The organism is Candidatus Ponderosibacter sp. Uisw_141_02 (genome assembly GCF_048087665.1).
GTDB lineage: Bacteria > Pseudomonadota > Alphaproteobacteria > Puniceispirillales > Puniceispirillaceae > UBA3439.
Genome location: NZ_CP159807.1, coordinates 745,689 through 765,093, shown reverse-complemented (window position 1 = coordinate 765,093; position 19,405 = coordinate 745,689). Strand labels below are relative to the sequence as shown.

General features: G+C 49.3%; 16 protein-coding genes. 4 read left to right on the top strand and 12 right to left on the bottom strand.

The annotated features are described in order from the left end of the window. Nucleotides 1-23 precede the first annotated feature (23 nt). From ABXT40_RS03880 to ABXT40_RS03870, 3 genes are all read right to left on the bottom strand, one after another. Entirely contained in the window at nucleotides 24-800 is a 777-nt protein-coding gene (locus tag ABXT40_RS03880) for a TylF/MycF/NovP-related O-methyltransferase (protein WP_443646527.1), read from the bottom strand. After that, a complete protein-coding gene (locus ABXT40_RS03875) occupies nucleotides 797-973 on the bottom strand; it encodes a hypothetical protein (RefSeq protein ID WP_443646526.1) in 177 nt (58 codons plus the stop codon). Before ABXT40_RS03875 ends, ABXT40_RS03880 begins: the two co-directional genes overlap by 4 nt. Before the next feature lie 688 nt (nucleotides 974-1,661). Continuing rightward, nucleotides 1,662-1,958, bottom strand: coding sequence for a DUF6626 family protein (locus ABXT40_RS03870; protein WP_443646525.1), 297 nt, complete (start codon nucleotides 1,956-1,958; stop codon nucleotides 1,662-1,664). Between the two features lie 600 nt (nucleotides 1,959-2,558). On the opposite strand from ABXT40_RS03870, the gene ABXT40_RS03865 reads away from it, so the two are divergent. Continuing rightward, complete coding sequence (locus ABXT40_RS03865) at nucleotides 2,559-3,218, top strand: tyrosine-type recombinase/integrase (protein WP_443646524.1); 660 nt, start codon at nucleotides 2,559-2,561, stop codon at nucleotides 3,216-3,218. Here ABXT40_RS03865 and ABXT40_RS03860 read toward each other — a convergent pair whose 3' ends face one another. The 6 genes from ABXT40_RS03860 to ABXT40_RS03835 form a co-directional block, all read right to left on the bottom strand. Further along, nucleotides 3,219-3,491: a hypothetical protein gene (locus tag ABXT40_RS03860; RefSeq protein ID WP_443646523.1), complete on the bottom strand. Its 273-nt coding sequence runs from the start codon at nucleotides 3,489-3,491 to the stop codon at nucleotides 3,219-3,221. Next, complete coding sequence (locus ABXT40_RS03855) at nucleotides 3,491-4,726, bottom strand: tyrosine-type recombinase/integrase (RefSeq protein ID WP_443646522.1); 1,236 nt, start codon at nucleotides 4,724-4,726, stop codon at nucleotides 3,491-3,493. The genes ABXT40_RS03860 and ABXT40_RS03855 overlap by 1 nt, the downstream gene beginning before the upstream one ends. Before the next feature lie 161 nt (nucleotides 4,727-4,887). Then, complete coding sequence (gene guaA / locus ABXT40_RS03850; RefSeq protein ID WP_443646521.1) at nucleotides 4,888-6,435, bottom strand: glutamine-hydrolyzing GMP synthase; 1,548 nt, start codon at nucleotides 6,433-6,435, stop codon at nucleotides 4,888-4,890. Between the two features lie 63 nt (nucleotides 6,436-6,498). Then, the gene (locus ABXT40_RS03845; RefSeq protein WP_443646520.1) at nucleotides 6,499-7,854 is read right to left on the bottom strand and encodes an RsmB/NOP family class I SAM-dependent RNA methyltransferase; all 1,356 of its coding nucleotides are present in this window, start codon (nucleotides 7,852-7,854) and stop codon (nucleotides 6,499-6,501) included. 75 nt (nucleotides 7,855-7,929) lie between these two features. Continuing rightward, nucleotides 7,930-9,387, bottom strand: a complete 1,458-nt coding sequence (gene guaB / locus ABXT40_RS03840; RefSeq protein ID WP_443646519.1) for an IMP dehydrogenase — start codon at nucleotides 9,385-9,387, stop codon at nucleotides 7,930-7,932. A 78-nt stretch (nucleotides 9,388-9,465) separates the two neighbouring features. Next, entirely contained in the window at nucleotides 9,466-10,263 is a 798-nt protein-coding gene (locus ABXT40_RS03835; RefSeq protein ID WP_443646518.1) for an RlmE family RNA methyltransferase, read from the bottom strand. A gap of 170 nt (nucleotides 10,264-10,433) precedes the next feature. Here ABXT40_RS03835 and ABXT40_RS03830 point away from each other — a divergent pair, with 170 nt between their 5' ends. From ABXT40_RS03830 to ABXT40_RS03820, 3 genes are all read left to right on the top strand, one after another. Beyond that, a complete protein-coding gene (locus ABXT40_RS03830; protein WP_443646517.1) occupies nucleotides 10,434-13,349 on the top strand; it encodes a bifunctional [glutamine synthetase] adenylyltransferase/[glutamine synthetase]-adenylyl-L-tyrosine phosphorylase in 2,916 nt (971 codons plus the stop codon). A gap of 190 nt (nucleotides 13,350-13,539) precedes the next feature. Then, nucleotides 13,540-14,832 carry an MFS transporter gene (locus ABXT40_RS03825; RefSeq protein WP_443646516.1) on the top strand — a complete coding sequence of 431 codons (1,293 nt, stop codon included), beginning with the start codon at nucleotides 13,540-13,542 and terminating at the stop codon, nucleotides 14,830-14,832. A gap of 212 nt (nucleotides 14,833-15,044) precedes the next feature. Continuing rightward, a complete protein-coding gene (locus ABXT40_RS03820) occupies nucleotides 15,045-15,578 on the top strand; it encodes a thermonuclease family protein (RefSeq protein WP_443646515.1) in 534 nt (177 codons plus the stop codon). 173 nt (nucleotides 15,579-15,751) lie between these two features. On the opposite strand, the gene ABXT40_RS03815 is transcribed toward ABXT40_RS03820, so the two are convergent. The 3 genes from ABXT40_RS03815 to ABXT40_RS03805 all read right to left on the bottom strand — a co-directional run bounded on the left by ABXT40_RS03815 (nucleotide 15,752) and on the right by ABXT40_RS03805 (nucleotide 19,389). Next, nucleotides 15,752-16,165 (bottom strand): DUF1489 family protein, encoded by a 414-nt coding sequence (locus ABXT40_RS03815; protein WP_443646514.1) that lies wholly within the window; start codon nucleotides 16,163-16,165, stop codon nucleotides 15,752-15,754. A gap of 88 nt (nucleotides 16,166-16,253) precedes the next feature. Continuing rightward, nucleotides 16,254-17,654: a magnesium transporter gene (mgtE, locus tag ABXT40_RS03810; protein WP_443646513.1), complete on the bottom strand. Its 1,401-nt coding sequence runs from the start codon at nucleotides 17,652-17,654 to the stop codon at nucleotides 16,254-16,256. Between the two features lie 283 nt (nucleotides 17,655-17,937). Beyond that, nucleotides 17,938-19,389, bottom strand: a complete 1,452-nt coding sequence (locus ABXT40_RS03805; protein ID WP_443646512.1) for a helix-turn-helix domain-containing protein — start codon at nucleotides 19,387-19,389, stop codon at nucleotides 17,938-17,940. Nucleotides 19,390-19,405: the final 16 nt, after the last annotated feature.

Sequence of the window (19,405 nt, the reverse complement as noted above, 5' to 3'; positions counted from 1 at the left end):
GTAAAACCAATTCAAACTTTTGACTACATCTTTATTGCAGATCTCCCAGTATAATCAGTCACGTTGAATAATGGCTTATACTCCATCGTTGAAAAGTACTCATCTACAGCTTTCCGTGCCCCTTCCCAATGTCCATAGTCGTCAATAATCAAAACTCCTCCAACACTCAAAACCGGATACAAGATTTCCAGCTCAGTCTTGGTTGATTCATACCAATCAGTATCAAGCCTTAAAACAGAAATCTCACGTGGAAGATTTTGTTTTTCCAACAAGGTTTTATTTACATCACCCTTTATGAATTTGAAGTCTTCGACTCTCAATCCTGATTTTCTACAATTATCTTGCACATCCTCTAGTGATGCGAAACACCATTCATTATGCGTATCTAATTGCCTTCTTTTATACTTACCAAGTGCGTGCTTTTTTGATTTAGCTGCTACATCAAATTCGGTTGGTTCCGTCATTCCCTCAAAGGTATCAAACATCCAAACGTGTCTCTGAGAATCTAATTCGTCAAATAATTTCTTGGCTAAAATCCCATTACCACCACGCCATACGCCAGCTTCAACAAAATCACCAGGTATCTTATTTTCAACTACGTATCTGCAGGACTTTAAGGTGTTAACAAGCCTAAGCACACTTGTCATAGTATATCCGCTATCGAGTACGTACTTAATCAAATCAACATCATTGTCATCAAGTTCTACAGCAATATTGTGGTGCTGAGTGAGAATTGGTTGAATTGTATACCCCAAGCTTTGTACGAATTTTACGATGTTTCGCTTCACTAACTTCTTCATTTTTCACCTCGCCCTTTAGCAAGCGCACCCTTAAGCATCCCAGCAGTAAAGCCAAACTCTTTACACAGACGCTTTACTTCTTTCAGTGCGTTAGCACGTTCGTTCTTCTTAGCTTCAACCATCTGCTGCTGAATTGCTTCCATTTCAGCTTTCAATTCGTCGTAAGATTTCATCTCACACCTCCGTAGGTTAAGTATCAGTCTTATATTATAGATTTGTTGAGAGCATGAACAGCACGTTTTTTCTACGCTTACTGTAGAGCATTTATTTTAGCGAGAAGTATTTGCATAGCGGCTCACTATGCCAGTCAGTCAGTGTGTCAATCAAATAGTCAAACAGCTACGAACCATGCACTTTTGACTGGTTTTCTAACGTTTTTCTCTGTTGTCTTGTTGATTTGGTAACGGTGGTTGTGGACGAATAGGTGTGAAGTCTATTCGTTCTGGGTCTTTTGATGTCGTCTGCTGCTGTGGTTTCTGCGTAACTATCTTTGTCTTTGGAACAGCTACAGTGCGTGTGACTGTCTTTGTTTCTGGTTTTACCATCTTCTTAGCGAGTGCTACTACACTGCGGCTTGTGCCTAGCATTAACTCAAGTGCTGCCCACTTTGTCTCGTCATCAACCCGTTCTATCTCGCTTCGTATCGAGTTCAATGCTTGTTGTATGTCTTGTAAGGCACTCTTGTTCATATTGTTATTTAGCAACTAGCAGAAATGGGTGATGCAAAATCACCACCTAACTATGAAAAGTACTCCACCGCTGAAAACTGCTGCACGAAATTTTCACGCTTAAAACCCAATTTTGGATGACGAGGTTGTTGATGTGAAGCTAGAGTGCTAGTTGTCAAACCCTCACCTCGTCTTACCACCACCCCACAGCATCCGTATTAATCTGCTTGTGGCACTGTTCGCTAAGTTCGATAAAACGTTTACCAAGCTGCGTATGCTGTTCTGTTGCCGTCATACAGCGTCCGTAGTGCTGTAGTTTGCTTGCACATATAGCTAACGTACCTACGCTTGGTTTAACACGCTTAAAACGCAGCGTACGCATGTAGCACTCGCTTCTGCATAGCCAATCTTTGCTGAATTCGCTTTCGCTGCTCACAGCACCTATCTGCTGCAATAACTCAAATACGTCGTTTAGTACCGTTTTCTGCATCCATTTCTTCCTCAGTTGATAAATAACAATATGCACAGCTTGTTAATGTTGCTGTGTATTTATCTGCACATAGTGCTTTGTTAATGATAAAGAGTTTGCCAGCGAAAGCTGTAGCCATCGGATTTTGTCAGCACACGTAGCGTTTTAGCAGAGACGCACAACAGCGGTAGCTTCGTAATCGCTATATAAAACAAGAAGCGCACTAAGCCTACGGATGATGAAACTGTAGGGGCTGCGTAGCACACTGTGTATTGCTGCGTAGTTGCGTTGGTACTTAGGCAAGTAAACGGTGACAGCCCAACTGCACCGAAACTTAGGTAAAACTAAGAAGGCTTGATACACAGTGGCTGATAAGCAACTCAAATGAGACGCTGTTAGGCTGTAGGAAGGCTGCTTAAGCCTTCTTATGGCTAAACACAATCTAAATGAGCCACATCAATAACGTTAAGAAGATTAATACGCTGTGTTGTTTGAGATTGAGCGAATGCGAAAGAACAAACGGCACAAGTAGTGTTAGCGAAGCTGACACTTAAACAGCACTTAGAATATATAAGAAAACTACAATTATCTTACATTTCCACGTAAGTCACTGAGATACATATGGATTTATATAAGCAGATTTCGATTGCCCAAATAGAACATCAGAAAATACGCTATATGCACGAAAAAATTACATTTAGGTGGTGGCGTATGGCACAAGCAAAGACTCTCAACAAAACAGAACTCAAGCAGCTACTAGACGTAACAAATTCGTGCAGTCGTTATCCACTACGTGACAGTACGATGCTGCTATTTACGCACTTGTGTGGTTTACGTGTTGGAGAAGTGGCTGCACTGCGCTTTGATGACGTACTAGATGCAAACGACACAGTACGAGACGAAATGACACTAGATGCAGCACGTACCAAGTCAAAACGAGCACGTAAGATATTTCTTCCAAAGCAGATGCAACGTCAACTACAAGCATACGTTAGCAGCGTTACAAAGCGTCCACAGCACGGTTATTTGTTCTCTACACAGAAGCAAGCACACTTTAGTGCAAATACAGCTACACAGCACCTAAAACGCTTGTACGCACGTGCTGGGATTAGTGGTGCTACGTCACACAGTGGACGACGCACTTGGCTTACTGCACTTAGTCAGAGAGGGGTTAGTGTGTTTGTGCTAGCTGATATGGCTGGACATAGAAGCATTCAAACAACACAGCGTTACGTAACAGTTAACGATGAGATGAAGCGTAATGCAGCTGAGTTGATTTAATTACATCTCAGTAATGTACTCAGCTAATGCCTTCATGAATGTCTCTGCAATCTCTTCAAGTTCATTCCTGTTGTTCTCATACTCTTCCTCATCAACATCGGTTAGCGAGAGGATATGGGTATAATCTAAATAAAAAGTTGCTGATTTCTCGTCTCTATCCCATCCATCGAAGTCAAATCCGTGTTTATTCATTTCATCAACAGACGCATCTATGTCACGTGGGTAAAGTACTTTGACGCTTATTACACCTTCATCATCAATCGAGTATTTCATTACAACACCTCTATCGTTCCATCTTCTCTACGTCTGTAGTCAGCTACAGCGTTGGTTAAACGTATTTCATCATTCAAGTGGTAATACGTCTTTTCTATCTGCGCCACGCTTGTGCCACACATATCAGCTATCTGCCTAAACGTTAAGCCACTCATAATACGTTGCGTAATCATAAAGTGACGCAAGCTGTAAGGTACTAAGTCACGCACATCCCTATCTGCAATGTCTGCTAACTCAATCATCTTGTGCCAGTGGTATAGCAGCGTACGTTTGCTTAGTTCGTTAGCGTTATCCACTGTAAAGATTAACTCATCAGCACTTTTAGACTTAGATATCTCTTGTAAGCGTTCAAAGTACTGTCCATTGCGACACAAGAAAGTACGGCTTGTACGCACTTTACTTGTTTCAGCGCGAACGTGGATACGTGCTAGCTTTTGTTCTTCGCCATTCACTTTGTGCTGTTCTATCTGCACATCACTCCAACGTAACTGTCGCTGTTCGCCAACTCGTAAACCACTGTTAGCTGCGATTAGAACGTAGTGCTGCACGATTTTTCGCACTCTAAGTTCAGCATCATCTAGCTTGTTGTGTTTGGCAGTGTAGGTACGCATAGCGCGATAGAGTGTTTCGTATTCATCGTTAGTTAGTGTTGCACGACGAATAGCTTCATTGCCTTTATCTAAGCGTGGCAGTTTCTTAAATTCAAAGCTGTCAATATGAGTCTCGCCGTTCTTATTCAGCCACTTCATCAGTGCATTAATTGTGCTTTGTTCGTTTTGAACTGTGACTTGTTTGACGTTGCCGTTGGTGCTTTTGTGGCGATGGTAGAAGTAGTTTTCGCAGTCAGTGCGTTCTAGTTCTTTGAGCTTAGTGTCTTTGCCAATGAAGCTTAGAAAGTGCTGTAAATGCGTTGCGATTGTTGTGTGCCGTCCCTTAACGATGTGTCCAAGTTCAACGTCACGCATACGAAACGACAAGTACTTCTCCACACCTTCTTTTGTGGTTATGGAAAAGTAGGATTTGCCTTGCTGCAAGTTGCCATAAATCTCTAAGTAAGCTGCTTTACCACGCTCTACAGCAGTGCTTTCGCTGCGTGTGCGTAGGCTTTTACGTGCGTACTTGTTCTCTTTAGGCAACCACAAGCGAAACTGCCAATACTCGCCACGCTTGTACACACAAGCTTCATCAAATATTGCTATTTCGCCTTCAGCAAAGTTTTGTTTTTTAAGTGCCAAGTTTGCTCGCAGAGTTACTATGATTTTCAGTAGTCACACGTTTGTGCAACATTCTGTGTAACTGTATGAGAAAACTTCAATTAAATCAACGATTGATTTTATATGTGAAACTTATGTGTAAGTTAATAATCGTTTAATATCAATAACTTACAATAGAATAACTACTCCCACTCAATCGTTCCTGGGGGTTTTGATGTCACGTCATAGACCACGCGGTTTACCCCACGCACTTCGTTAACAATGCGGGTTGCCGCGCGGCTTAAAAACGCATGGCTAAACGCATAGCTATCAGCGGTCATCCCGTCGCTAGACGTCACCGCCCGAAGCGCACAGACATATTCATATGAACGTGCATCACCCATCACACCAACGGATTTGACTGGCAATAAAACAGCAAAGGCCTGCCAGATATCATCATAAAGACCGGCTTTACGAATTTCATCAAGATAAACCGCATCAGCCGCCCGCAGAATATCCAGCTTTTCAACCGTAATATCGCCCGGAATGCGAATGGCAAGCCCCGGTCCCGGAAATGGGTGGCGTCCAACAAGGCTTTCGGGAAGGCCAAGTTCGCGGCCAAGCTCGCGCACCTCATCCTTAAATAGCTCGCGAAGCGGCTCGACAAGATCAAGCGCCATGTCATCAGGCAAGCCGCCAACATTATGATGCGATTTAATGGTTACGGCGCTGCCACCGGCGGCTGAAATGCTTTCGATCACATCCGGATAGAGTGTGCCTTGTGCCAAAAACTGTACATCCTTGATCTTGCTGGCTTCATCATCAAAGACTTCGATAAAGCTGGCACCAATAATTTTGCGCTTTTCTTCTGGGTCGCTGACCCCTTGCAAACGACCCAAAAACAAATCTGAAGCGTCTTTATGGATAAGCGGAATATTGTAGTGATCACCAAACAGGCGCACCACCTCTTCGGCCTCACCGGCGCGAAGCAAGCCATGATCGACAAAAACACAGGTCAATTGCGCACCGATCGCCTCATGGATCAGCACCGCCGCAACTGATGAATCAACCCCGCCAGACAGGCCACAAATCACCTTCGCATCACCAACCTGCTGGCGGATTGCGCCAATGGCGCGGCTGCGATAGGAAGCCATTGACCAGCTGCCCGTACAGCCACAGATGCCAAGCGCAAATCGTGCCAATAAATCGGCACCATTCTGGGTATGCACAACCTCGGGGTGAAACTGCACACCGTAATAATGGCGTGACTCATCGGCTACTGCGGCAAAAGGCGCACCGGCTGATGTGGCAACAACGGTAAATCCATCGGGCAATTTGGCAACATGATCACCATGGCTCATCCACACCGTATGCTGGCCACCAACCTGCCAAAACCCCTCAAACAGCGAACAGGGCGCGGCGATATTAAGTGCCGCCCGCCCAAATTCGCGGCTTGTTCCCGGTTCAACCCGCCCGCCAAGCTGGGCACACATGGTTTGCTGGCCATAGCAAATGCCAAGAACTGGAACGCCAAGATCAAAAACAATTTGTGGCGCGCGCGGTGTATCGGCAAGCGCAACCGAATTTGGCCCACCTGATAAAATGATGCCATTTGGCGCGGCAGCGCTGATTTTTTCAACATCGGTGGTACAAGGCAGAATCTCGGTATAGACACCAGCTTCACGAAGGCGGCGCGCAATCAATTGCGTGACCTGCGAGCCAAAATCAATAATTAGAATTGAGTCAGACATTGTTTATTCCTTTACCACCAGCCGCATGATGCGACCCTATTCGATCATTATAATAGATTGCTGTTAACGCAATCTTGCCTGAAGAACCGCAATGAAAAATCCGTCGGTGCCATCACGTCCGGGCAAAAGCTGCAACAGCCCATCATTGGTTGGCGGGCAAGCCCCACCCCCAATTTTGCCAATCGTATCACCCCAGATATCGGTGATATCGGCAAGTTCAATTTCGGGTGCATTGGCCAAAAACTGTTTGATCAAGTCAGCGCCTTCACTGGCAAGAACCGAACAGGTGATATAGATAATGCGCCCACCTGGAACCACCATCGCCCGCGCTTTTTCCAGCAAAATTGCCTGTGTGTCTTTGATCTTGTCCAGTTTTTCCGACGTGAGCTGCCATCGGGCATCAACCTGACGGCGCCATGTGCCCGACCCCGAACAGGGCGCATCGATCACAACACGGTCAAATTTACCGCGCCATGAACGGTTTGACCATTTTTCGGCAACCAGCTTGCGCTCGACATTATGAATGGCAGCGCGGCGCAGTCTCTCACCACTTTTTTCCAGCCGTTCGGCATCTGGATCAAGCGCCAGAATTCGGCCCTTATTTTCCATTTTTGCGGCCATCACAAGTGATTTACCACCAGCACCAGCGCAGATATCGGCAACCTGCATCCCCGGCCTCGCATCGCAGAGCAGCGCCGCAAGTTGGGAGCCTTCATCCTGAACGTCGAAAAGACCGGCTTTCCACTCTTGCAAATCTTCAAGCCTTGTTCGCTTTTCAAGCCGAACACCAAGCGGTGACAGGCGCGTTGGATGCCCTTTGATACCACGACCGGCAAGCTGGTCACGAAGGCGGCGGCGATCAGGTTGTTTTAGCGGGTTAATCCGCACATCGGTTGGTGCCTCGGTCATCAATGCCGCCAATTCACGCATCAACCCATCACCAAGACCAGCCTTGGCATCAGCCATTAACCATTCAGGCCATTCAAGCGCAATATGCTCAGGCATAGCAGGGTCGATAAAATCGCGCGTTTCAAGCATGGCAACAAGCGCCGCTTCGCGATCATCAAGCGGTGCTGGCGCATGTGCTATTTCGGCAGAAAATAATTGGGGCAGAGCAGCTGATTTCTGTTCCATTAACACCAGGGCTGCAAGCGTGATATTGCGCGGATTTTCTGGCGCATTAATCGATGCCAAATGCCACCCAAGTCGCGCCCGTCCACGTTGAATTTTCCAGAACAGATCACCAACCGCCGCGCGGTCGCCCGATCCGGCGTAACGACGGCGCTGCAATCCAGCCCGAAGCCATTGCCCGGCCTGCCTGCCAAGCAAGGTTCCGGCCGCGCTGGCCAACTGCATATCGGCAAGGATTTCAATCACGGCAGCAATTCTAGCGGCTGGCGTCATGATGAATTTTTCCACATCTGGCCCATTGCAGGCCGCAAACAAGATTACAAAACAAATCAGCCACACCAATAAGGCAAGGCCATCTTGCGCCTACATGCCTGGTCGGTAATTCGGTGCTTCGCGCGTGATCGTGACATCATGCACATGCGATTCCGCCAATCCGGCGCCGGTAATCCGCAAGAATTTGACATTGGCCTGTAATTTGGCAATTGATTCATTGCCGGTATAGCCCATTGCCGCGCGCAAACCGCCAAGCAGTTGATGCAAAACATTTTCCACCGGCCCCTTATAGGGAACCTGACCTTCAATCCCTTCGGGGACAAGCTTTAGCGGCTGCGAAATTTCCGCCTGAAAATAGCGGTCAGCCGACCCACGTGCCATTGCACCAGTTGATCCCATACCACGATAGGCCTTGTAGGAACGCCCCTGATAAAGATACACCTCACCCGGGGTTTCATTAGTTCCGGCAAGCAATGAACCAATCATCGCCACATCACCACCAGCGGCAATCGCCTTGGCAAGGTCGCCTGAATATTTGATGCCGCCATCGGCGATCACCGGAATATTTTGTTTGTGACACACATCAGCCGCATCCATGATCGCGGTCAATTGCGGCACTCCAACACCAGCAACCATGCGCGTGGTGCAGATTGATCCAGGCCCAATCCCCACTTTGACAGCATCAGCACCGGCATCGATCAATGCCTTGGCACCATCTGCCGTGGCAACATTACCACCAATGATCTGCACATGATTGGCAAGTTTACGAACCGCGGTGACTGATTCCAAAACACCTTCGGAATGGCCATGCGCCGTATCAACAACAATCACATCAGCACCCGCCGCAATCAAGGCTTCGGCGCGGAGAATGCCATCTGGCCCTGCCCCGGTTGCTGCCGCCACCAAAAGCCGCCCCCGATCATCTTTTGATGCCAGTGGATGATTTTGCGCCTTTTCCATATCCTTGACCGTAATCAGTCCGATACAGGCACCGGCATCATCTACAACGACCAGCTTTTCAATGCGATGTTCATGCAACAACCGCCGCGCCTCATCAGGTGCGGTGCCATCACAAACCGTTACAACATTGCGGGTCATCAGATCGGCAACACTTTGACCCGGATCAGTGGCAAACCGCACATCGCGATTGGTTAAAATACCAACAAGCCGCTGATTGCCCTCAACCACCGGAATACCGCTGATGCGGTTCTGTTCCATCATTTCAAGCGCTTCGCGAAGCGGCTGATTCGGCGCGATGGTCAGCGGATTGACAACCATACCGGCTTCGAATTTTTTCACCATGGTAATTTCAAGTGCCTGTTCTTCGATGGTGAAATTCTTGTGCACAACACCAATACCCCCAGCCTGCGCCATGGCAATGGCCAGCCTATGCTCAGTCACCGTATCCATTGCCGCCGACATAAGCGGAACACGAAGATTGATTTTCTGGGTCAAGCGCGTGCTGATATCCGTATTGGCTGGCAATACGGCCGAGCGCGCAGGCTCTAAAAGCACATCGTCAAAGGTAAAAGCGTCGCGAATTTTCATAGGGTGCCTTCCGTTCATCCGGTGGCACCGGAATATACCTAAACCGATCGCATATTGATAGTGCAAAACCGCACGTGATTACATGATTAATGCACCATCAGCATCACGTCTTCCGGCTGCAATATCGGCGGCAATATCCTCGGCGTGCCCGCTGCCGTGAAAACCCGTTGCAAGAACATAGCTTTCGACCGACTCAGCGCGGCTAGCAGCTGGCTTGACATGCCGAACCGTCTTGAAATTACGCTGCATCACATCAAGCAAGCTTCTTTCGGCACCACCACGAAAACATTTCGCCAGAAAAAACCCATCTTTATTCAAAACATCAATGGCAAAATCCAACGCTGCCTCAAGCAAAGCGGTTGTTCGCAAATGATCGGTTGCACGATGACCGGTTGTATCTGCCGCCATATCACTCAAAACGCCATCTGCCGCCCCGCCAGTGGCAAGCCGCACTTTTTCCAACATTTCGGGATCGGTCATATCGCCGGTGAAAATATCGGCTCCAACAACGCCTTCGGTTTCGAGCAGATCAATTCCAACAAGCCGCGCCTCGCCATGACCAAGCTTGGTGCGGATTGACGAAACCTGCAACCAGCCACCAGGTGCACAACCAAGATCAATAATGGCCATGCCCGGCTGCAAAAGATGATAGCGATCATCCATCTGTTCCAGCTTTAACGCTGCACGCGACCGAAAGCCGCGCGATTTGGCCTCGGCAACAAAGGGATCATTCAATTGGCGCGTCAACCAACGCTGCGACGAGACTTTGCGTCCGCGCATCTTTTTGGGCTGGCGCGTCAAGCCTGTCGCATTGCGATAGCTGCGCCCCGATGGGCCTTTTTTGCCCGCTTTACCGTTACCTGATTGATCTACCATGTCTGCTTATCGCCAAACTTGCCGGATTTTACAACCGCCAATTCACAAAGCCGGGCTTCTGCTGTTTTTGATAATGGTCAAAACTACGTCAATTTGGCATTGCAAAAAGGGCTTTTTCACCATGATGATTTGGGCTAGCCGTGCTGACCATTTCGGATAGACTAACGCTTATGACACACCCTATCTATTTTGACCAAATCTGCCCGAATTTGCCAATCGCTGATCCAGCCAATCAGGTGGTTCGTGATGATTTTGTCACGACATTCACACAGAAATGGCCGGAAAACACACTTTTCCAAAGCGGCTATGGCGCAGATGATCTGGCGGCAATGCTGGTGACAAGTCAATATCTCCAAAGGCTTGCTTTGCGCCATGGCGACGATGTCGGCCCCTGCCTAAACGGCCAAGCGGCAAGCCAGATCAATATTGCAAAAACCCAATTTATCGCGTCAATGCAATCGGCTGGCGATGAAAAAACCGCGTTACGAGCAATCCGCGTCTGGCGGGAAAGAACCGCGCTTATGGTGGCGCTATCCGATCTTGCTGGACGCGAAGACATGCCACAGCAAATGCAATGGCTAAGCGAGGCGGCACAAACGGTCTTGTCAGCAACAATCCAATATCTATTCCGCCAAGCCGCGCAACGCGGCAAGATCAAAAATTTTGATGCCGATTTATCAGGATGTGGTTGGACCGTTCTGGCGCTTGGCAAGTTGGGTGCTGGCGAACTTAATTTCTCATCCGATATTGATTTGATCATGCTTCATGACACGCATCACGCCCCTTTTGACAATCACGATGCTGTTCAGCCCTTTTTTGTCGCCATGACGCGTGATCTGATCCGCCTTCTTGGCAGCGCCACAAGTGACGGCATTGGCTGGCGTGTTGATTTGCGGCTTCGACCCGACCCGGGCGCAACCGCGGTAAGCATCGATCTGACAGCCGCGATCAGCTATTATGAATCGATTGCCCGCACATGGGAACGCGCCGCCTTTATTCGCGCGCGACCCGTGGCAGGCGATCTTGCGCTTGGCAACAGCTTTCTTGAACAAATACAGCCTTTTATTTGGCGCAAAACGCTTGATTACACGGTGATGGAAGATATGAAAACCATGCTTCGCCGCCCACCACAGGGCAATGGCTGGCGTGGTTATAACCTGAAGACCGGTAAAAATGGCATTCGGCAAATCGAGTTTTTTACGCATGTGTTACAGCTTGTGGCTGGTGGACGCGATAAAGAGCTGCGGCATCGCAATAGCCTTGCTGCGCTTGGTGCGCTTGCCGCAGCCACATGGATTACCAATGAACAGGCGGCCGCGCTTGGCACTGCATATCACCAGCTACGCCGGATCGAACATAGGCTGCAAATGATTGCCGATAATCAGACCCACAGCCTGCCGCGCGGCGAAGAAGATTTAGAAAAATTCGCGCATTTCATGGGGCATCGAACCGCTGCTGATTTCTGCAATAAATTGGACAATTTGCTTGATCAAGTTGGCGCGAACGCCAAGCATGGTTTGCTGAACCCTGCCGATAGCAACATATCTGCGGCAGATGGTATGAAAGATATCCTGCTTGATGATTATGATGCGCTTGTTGGATGGCTTGGCAATCATGGTTTTGAACGGCCGAAAATCATTGCCGATACTCTGTCCGGCTGGATGGCAGGGCGCATTTCGGCAACACGCAGTGAACGGGCGCGCGCCCTGTTAAACCGGTTAATGCCTGAAATTTTGATGTCTTTTACCGCCGCGGATGCACCTGATGACAAATTTGCCGCGCTTGCGCAATTTATCGAAGGCCTGCCAGCAAGCGTGCAGATTTTCTCACTTCTTGATTATAACCGGCATCTGACCCGCCTGTTATGCGATATTCTGTTACTATCGCCGCAGCTTGGCAATCATTTACGCCAATATCCAACTTTGTTTGATCTATTGCTTTATCAAAGCTTTTTCAAACCATTGCCCGATGCAACTATAATGACCGCGCAATTGCAGCAAATATGTGATGGACGCAATATCGAGGACGCGCTTGATCAGATCAAAATAAAAACACGCGAATGGAAATTTCAGGTTGAAATCCAAGCCCTGAGCCAAACCATTGACAGCACGACCCTTGCCACCGGCCTTAGCGCAATTGCCACAGCGACGGTTAGGCTGATCCTTGATCTGGCGCGCGCCGATATGACCCGCCGCCACGGCCAGATTGACGGCAGCGTGACGATCCTTGCGCTTGGCAGGCTTGGCACTGGGCAAATGACGGTCAGTTCTGATCTTGATCTTTTGTTTGTTTATGACGCGCCTGAAACGGCGCTATCTGACAGCAAACGCCCCATCAATGCGCCAACCTATTTTGCCCGCCTTGCGCAGACGATGGTCAGCTGGCTTAGCACTGCAACCGCCGAAGGCGTGCTTTATCCGGTTGATTTACGGTTACGTCCCGAGGGTGAAGCTGGTGCCATCGCCACATCGCTTGATCGGCTGAAAACCTATTTTGCGGCTGACGCATGGATTTGGGAAAAGCTGGCACTTGCCAAAGCACGGCCAATTGCCGGTGACGCTGATTTAACCAAAAAACTGCATCTCGCGACTCACGCGATTGTTAATCAGCCGCATGATCATAGCCTGATCGGGCCAGCCATTGACAATATGTTGGTGCGGATCCGCAAAGTCCGCAAAGGCAAATCAAAATGGTATTTGCGTGCGCGTGATGGTGGCCTTGTCGAGCTTGATCTTTTAATCCAAGGCATGCGCCTTCAACATGGCGATCTGTTTGACCAAACCGGACAATCAGTTGCGGCCATTCTGGCACAATTGAAAACCAGCGGTAACATCGATGCCAACCATGCTGAAGCACTGCAAGATGCTGACCGGCTGTTCAGCGAAATCCATCAATGTTTACGCCTGACCTTTGGCAATACCGCTTCGGTTCCTGATCAGCTGCCACCGCCATTGCAACAATTCATGCTTGCCCGTATGGATCTTGCAGACGAACAGCAACTCACCCTGTTATTGGAGACAGCATTAGAAACGGTCTTTGCGATTTTAAATCAATATCTCGCAAATGATCCGGCCATTTCAGCATGAAGTATCAACAATGTTGTTAAAACGACCGTCAAACAACGCTTTTGGAACAGACTGCATATGCTTGTAAGACTTATCTAACCCCATGCAGTAGCGCGTTATATGACGCCGTACCCTGCTACTACGAGCAGGGTTTTGCCATATGTTCAATTACAGTGAAGCAACGTCATATTACGTTTGAAAGGCGTGCCTAATGCTAAAGGCCATCGTATCAACATGGACTTTGTTTTTTGGTCTTTTGCTCATTTCTGCGGGCAATGGCCTGCAGGTGGTTTTGCTTGGTACGCGCGCGCCCGAGGCCGGTTTTAGCAATATTGCAACCGGCATTGTTATGTCAGGCTATTTTGCCGGTATCTTTGCCGGTTCAATCATTGTTCCGCATATTTTGGCGCGCGTTGGCCATGTCCGGGTTTTTGGCGCCATGTCTGCCATTGCGTCGGCAGCGGTGTTGCTACATGTGGTGTTTCTTGATCCTTTCGTTTGGACCGGCATGCGCTTTACCAGCGGGTTTAGTTTTGCTGGCATGTATATCGTTTGCGAAAGCTGGTTGAATGAAAAAGCCACCAATGAAACCCGCGGCCAGCTTTTATCGCTTTATATGATCACCAATATGGCTGGCATGGCCGCCGGACAATTGATGATTTCGCTTGGCGAGGATGGCAGCGCGGGATTGTTTCTATTGGCATCGGTTATGGTGTCGATTGCGGTTGTGCCGATTTTGATTACCGCCAGCGCGGCTCCCAGCTTTGAGGCCCCCGAGCGTATTAGTTTTCGCCGGCTGGTTCAGGTTTCGCCCTTGGCCGTTGTCGGCATGGTATTTGTTGGGATCGTGATCTCGATGGTGTTTGGTATGGGCGCTGTTTATGGACGCAATATCGAGCTGGACAATACCCAAGTCGGCTATTTCATGACTTCAATTACACTTGGCACCTTGGCACTTCAATATCCGGTTGGCCGCCTTTCTGATAAATTTGACCGACGGGTTGTTATTTTTGGCGTGACGGTGACTGGCGGCATTGCGATTGGCATCGCCAGCCTTTTCGGTGCGGATCAATTTGGCTTGCTTTTGATCATGATGTTGATTTTTGGCGGGCTTGTTTTTTCGCTTTATTCGCTTTTCATCGCACATGCCAATGACTATCTGGCACCAAGCCAGATGGTGGCCATGTCGTCAGGCCTGTTGATGGTCAATGGCGCTGGCGCGGTGATCGGGTCGCCACTTGCCGCATCGGTTATCGAAATTGTTGGCACCCGCGGATTCATGCCAACAATTGCCGGTTTTCTATTCTTACTGGCGGGGTTTGTCCTGTACCGGATGAAAATGCGTAGCGCGGTACCAGCCGAAGCACAAGGAGCGTTTGTTGCCATTCCTGATGCATCATCCGGCGTTGCGGTGAATTTGAGCCCTGAGGTGGAGTGGGTGATGGATCAGGACGAGGATGATGACGAAAATGATCCGTTCAAAAACAACCCTTATGTCAATTAGGTTTGACCCTTTTTGACGACCCTGACCAATCCAAAACATCTGGCATAGCGAATCATTGGGCTTTTGCGTTTTGCGCCGTGTTTTCATCAGCCGGCAGGTTTTTCCAGCCTCGCTCGGCGGCCTTCGCCTTTCGCGTTCTACAGCATTTGCGCACCCGACCGGTCAATCACGGTTCTTCTTTGTTTTAAAGATAAATAATATTATTATAGCTAATGCAAATTTTTCTACGGTTTTTCCATTACGCTGTTTTCCTGTCTATCCTTGGATTTGGCAGCATCCACGCCCCAAAAGCCACGGCAAATGACAGCCAGTTGCCGGAAAATTTTGCCATTTCTGGAAGCGTTACCATCACCCGCATTAGCGACGGCGACTCGCTTCGAAGTGGCAAATTGCGGATCCGGCTTTTTGGCATTGATGCCCCTGAAAAGAAACAGCAATGCACCGATGCCGATGGTGCAAAATGGGATTGCGGTACGGCGGCGCAAAAGGCACTCACTGCATTGGTGTCAAGCGCGCCTCAATTGCAATGTGATTTGATTGATGTTGATCGCTATGGCCGCGTTGTAATGCGGTGTTTTGCCGGAAAAACCGATCTAGGCGCGGCGCTTGTTCAAGCTGGGCTGGCGCTGGCTTATCGGCAATATTCGTCCATCTATAGCGCCGATGAAGAGAGTGCCAAAATCGCCAAATTGGGCATGTGGGCAGGCGCCTTTACCGCGCCATGGGCATGGCGCCGGTTACAATAGTCCCTAAAAAGCTTGAGGCCGCCCAAAAGCCTAAAATTCCATAAAGCTTGGGAAACAATCGCATAATCGCTCTCACCCGGAATGATTGCCGAAAATCAACCACGCAACATGGTATAAAACAGGGTTGGCACGCATTGGGGGTGGCGCAAATTGGCGCTAGTCAGGATTGGGGTTTAAAAAATACCAAGATTGCGCAATTCGGCGGCCAGTTCGGCAGGCATATCACCCGTATCATCCGTGCCGATATCAGGCGGCGCATCTTTTGCTTCAAGATAACGCCAGCCCTGAAAAATACGCATTTTGGTTGGGGCAACTTGAATGATTTCAGGTGACAACACAATGCCGCAGGCCGGTGTTCCATCGGCGCGTTGCGCCTCAGCAAGGTCAATAATAGCCTGACGCGCGGTGACCACACCCTTGATGATCCAATAGATTGATCCCCCATCAAGCAGTTCTTCAGCACGGCGCGGCCGATTGCGCGTGACATGAACCAATCTGCCGCCTTGCGCCAGACGAAGCGCCTGCCAATCACGAAGATTACCAAGCGATTGCGAGCCAACTGATAATTTTTTTAAATGAACCGTCATGAAAACACCAAATTCAACCCGTGCCATATCGGTATGGTTTACCTTTTTACAACAAACCGCGCCGATCACCTCGGTCTTTTGATGCCGCCTACATCAAATAGAGTGCGGCAAGCCCAAGGAATACAAAAAACCCAACAACATCCGTTATCGTTGTCACAAAAACGCTTGATGCCACCGCCGGATCGACCCCCGCACGAAGCAGCCCAATCGGCACCAAGGTGCCGCTAAGACCCGCAATCAACAAATTCGCAAACATGGCAACCGCCATCACCGTGGCAATTTCCGGATCACCAAACCACACAAAAGATACTGCGGCGGCCAAAACCGCAAAAAGTAATCCATTCAGCAATGCCACCAAGCCTTCGCGAATAACGAAATTGCGCGTCGAAACCGCATCTAATTGACGCAAGGCAATCGCCCGCACCGCAACGGTCACTGTTTGAGTACCAGCATTGCCGCCCATTGACGCAACAATCGGCATCAACACCGCCAAGGCAACCAATTGTTCGATAGTCGCATCAAACACCCCAATCACAACCGACGCCAAAATCGCGGTTAGCAAGTTGACCAAAAGCCAGGTTGTCCGCCCCTGCAAAGTCTCGCGGATACTCGATCGCAAACTGGCCTCGCCAACACCGGCAAGCGCCATCAAATCCTCTTCGGCTTCTTCATCAATCACATCAATTACATCATCAATGGTGATCATGCCTACAAGCCGCTCGCCAAGATCGACAACACCGGCACTGACCATGCCGTAACGCCGAAACAGAACCGCCACTTCTTCTTGATCCATATCAACCGGAATCGAACGAAAATCAGATTCCATAATTTCGGAAATACGCCGCGGACGCTGCGCGCACAAAAGTTTACTCAGCGGCACTTCGCCAAGCGGTTTGCGCGCCGGATCGACAACAAAAATCAGATAGAAATCTTCGGTTGCCGATTTGCCGCCCCGCAAATAGTCAATTGTCTGGCCAACTGTCCAGAAAGACGGCACCGTGACAATCTCGCGCTGCATAAGACGGCCCGCCGAATCTTCCGGGAAAGACAGGCCCTCTTCGACAAGAACCCGGTCTTCGGCCGAAAGCGCCGCCAACACATCGGCAAGCGCGTCATCTTCAAGCTCTTCAATAATATCAATGGCATCATCGGTTGACAGATCATGAAGCTGGCGCGCCAAAGCCTTTGCGCCCATCACTTCGACAATAGCTTCACGTGTGTTTTCATCAAGATAAGTCAGCGTTTCAGCATCAAGATGATCGCCAAGAAACCGCACAAGTGATGCGGCCGTCCGCGCTGGCATGCGCTCTAAAAGATCGGCTTGATCGGCTGGATGAAGCGGCGCAACAAGCGTGCGAAGACGGCGAACGGCACCCGCCTGAACAGCCTCAATAATTGCCGTTTCAACCTTTGGAGTCAGACCGTAAAGCGCCGCAAGCCGGTCACTGCCGTCATCCTTGCGTTCAATCTGTTCATTATCTTGCATCATTGCCTATACGCCATCTTGGTGACTGTTCCGTCAGATTTTATAGCATCGATGCCCGCTCTAGCCTGGTTCAACTCTTGTGCCATAGGCTAGCAGATCACGGCTGGTTTTAAAACAACGCATGGCAATAAACCAAGGCAAATTTTGCTTTGTAATTTTATTTCAAAAAGCTGAAATCGTCATTTTTGTAATAATATTTCAAAATTTGGCGCTTGCTTGCCATCCGCAAAAACTGCACCACCGACAAGCCAAGCAAGTGACGTTTTTCCCAAAAAATTGTTGTGGGTTATTTGCTGGTTGTGCCTTTGGTCCCAAGGTCATAAAGACCGATCCGGCGCATCGGCCCGTCAAAGCGCAATTCATGGCCAATCGGCGGGTGCGCTCTTTGGGTGCAATCCATGCGCTCGCAAACCGAACAGCCAACGCCAATCTGGTCAAGCCGTGCCGATTTGGAAATATCAATCTGATCGGCATAGATCATATCACGGGCATGGTGCAATTCGCATCCAAGCGTAACAGCAAATTCCGGTGATTGCGCCAAGGTTGGCGACCATAATGGCGGCGCGGTGCGGGCAAGCATGAAATATTTCTGTCCATTCGGCAATTCGGCCGCCTGTGCCAGAATCTTTTCCGGTGTCCGAAAGGCCTTATGCATCGTCCATTTCGGACAAGTGCCACCATGTGTGGCAAATTGCATACCGGCAGCGGCAAGCCGTTTGGAAATATTGCCAGCATCATCGACCCGAATGAAGAAAAACGGAATCCCACGCGCATTTGGTGCATTTAATGTTGTCAGGCGGTGACAGACCTGTTCAAAGCTGCACCCAAACCGGCGCCCCAAAAGATCGAGATCATAACGAAGGCTTTTGGCCGAATCCAGAAAGGCCGAATAGGGCATCATCACCGCACCGGCAAAGTAACCGGCAAGCGTGATTTTCAACAGCGATTGCGCCTGCGTATCCTGAACCGCCTGATCTTGGCAGATTTTGTCCAAGATCGCCTGCTGGCTTAGAAGCGCGATTTGAATCAGAAGGTGAAACTGCCGTTGTGGGCGGCGTAATGCCTCGCTTAGCAAAATTTCGCGGCGATGCAGATCATAGCGGCGAAGCTGGTTCTGCATCACCTCTACCGGCATGATTCTGACCCGAAGGCCAAGCGTGACTTTCACATGGGCGGCAAGGCTGGCAAGCGTATTATCGCCCGTCAGACCGAAATCACTGATCGCTTCAATTTTAGCCGCGCGGCGCAATTCATCTGCCGCGTCTTCAAGGGTCGGAAAGTAATTATTCGACTGCTGCAATGTGGCGCGCACTTTTTCAACAGGATTACTCATCTGCCGAACGCCGCCATCCCCCGCGGTTGCTTCCAATTCATCACGCACTTTGCGATAGGCCTGAAACAGCGTCACCAATCCGCGCGCCGCCCCCGGCGCGGCAGTGATCATGTCCTGAATTTCACGACGTGGCACCTGCTCATCGGCAAGCAATGGATCGGCAAAAATTTCAGACATGCCCGTTGACAGGCTGGCCGCGTCATCTTCGGCAAAATCCTTGAGATCAATATCAAAGCTATTGCCAAGGCGAAGAAGCAACCCAACGGTCAAAGGACGCTGATTATGTTCTAGAAGATTCAGATAAGATGGGCTAATTTCCAGCGCTTCCGCCATCGCTGTTTGTGACAGGCCAATGGATTTGCGAAACCGCCGCAATTTATGCCCAACAAGAATTTTCTCCTGCATCGTGCCTTTTCCCTGA

What these genes read in the sequence shown, in the direction of transcription:
- ABXT40_RS03880 (WP_443646527.1), bottom strand. Translation starts at nt 800, where the DNA reads ATGAAGAAGTTAGTGAAGCGAAACATCGTAAAATTCGTACAAAGCTTG.
- ABXT40_RS03875 (WP_443646526.1), bottom strand. Translation starts at nt 973, where the DNA reads ATGAAATCTTACGACGAATTGAAAGCTGAAATGGAAGCAATTCAGCAG.
- ABXT40_RS03870 (WP_443646525.1), bottom strand. Translation starts at nt 1,958, where the DNA reads ATGCAGAAAACGGTACTAAACGACGTATTTGAGTTATTGCAGCAGATA.
- ABXT40_RS03865 (WP_443646524.1), top strand. Translation starts at nt 2,559, where the DNA reads ATGGATTTATATAAGCAGATTTCGATTGCCCAAATAGAACATCAGAAA.
- ABXT40_RS03860 (WP_443646523.1), bottom strand. Translation starts at nt 3,491, where the DNA reads ATGAAATACTCGATTGATGATGAAGGTGTAATAAGCGTCAAAGTACTT.
- guaA (WP_443646521.1), bottom strand. Translation starts at nt 6,435, where the DNA reads ATGTCTGACTCAATTCTAATTATTGATTTTGGCTCGCAGGTCACGCAA.
- guaB (WP_443646519.1), bottom strand. Translation starts at nt 9,387, where the DNA reads ATGAAAATTCGCGACGCTTTTACCTTTGACGATGTGCTTTTAGAGCCT.
- ABXT40_RS03835 (WP_443646518.1), bottom strand. Translation starts at nt 10,263, where the DNA reads ATGGTAGATCAATCAGGTAACGGTAAAGCGGGCAAAAAAGGCCCATCG.
- ABXT40_RS03830 (WP_443646517.1), top strand. Translation starts at nt 10,434, where the DNA reads ATGACACACCCTATCTATTTTGACCAAATCTGCCCGAATTTGCCAATC.
- ABXT40_RS03825 (WP_443646516.1), top strand. Translation starts at nt 13,540, where the DNA reads ATGCTAAAGGCCATCGTATCAACATGGACTTTGTTTTTTGGTCTTTTG.
- ABXT40_RS03820 (WP_443646515.1), top strand. Translation starts at nt 15,045, where the DNA reads ATGCAAATTTTTCTACGGTTTTTCCATTACGCTGTTTTCCTGTCTATC.
- ABXT40_RS03815 (WP_443646514.1), bottom strand. Translation starts at nt 16,165, where the DNA reads ATGACGGTTCATTTAAAAAAATTATCAGTTGGCTCGCAATCGCTTGGT.
- mgtE (WP_443646513.1), bottom strand. Translation starts at nt 17,654, where the DNA reads ATGATGCAAGATAATGAACAGATTGAACGCAAGGATGACGGCAGTGAC.
- ABXT40_RS03805 (WP_443646512.1), bottom strand. Translation starts at nt 19,389, where the DNA reads ATGCAGGAGAAAATTCTTGTTGGGCATAAATTGCGGCGGTTTCGCAAA.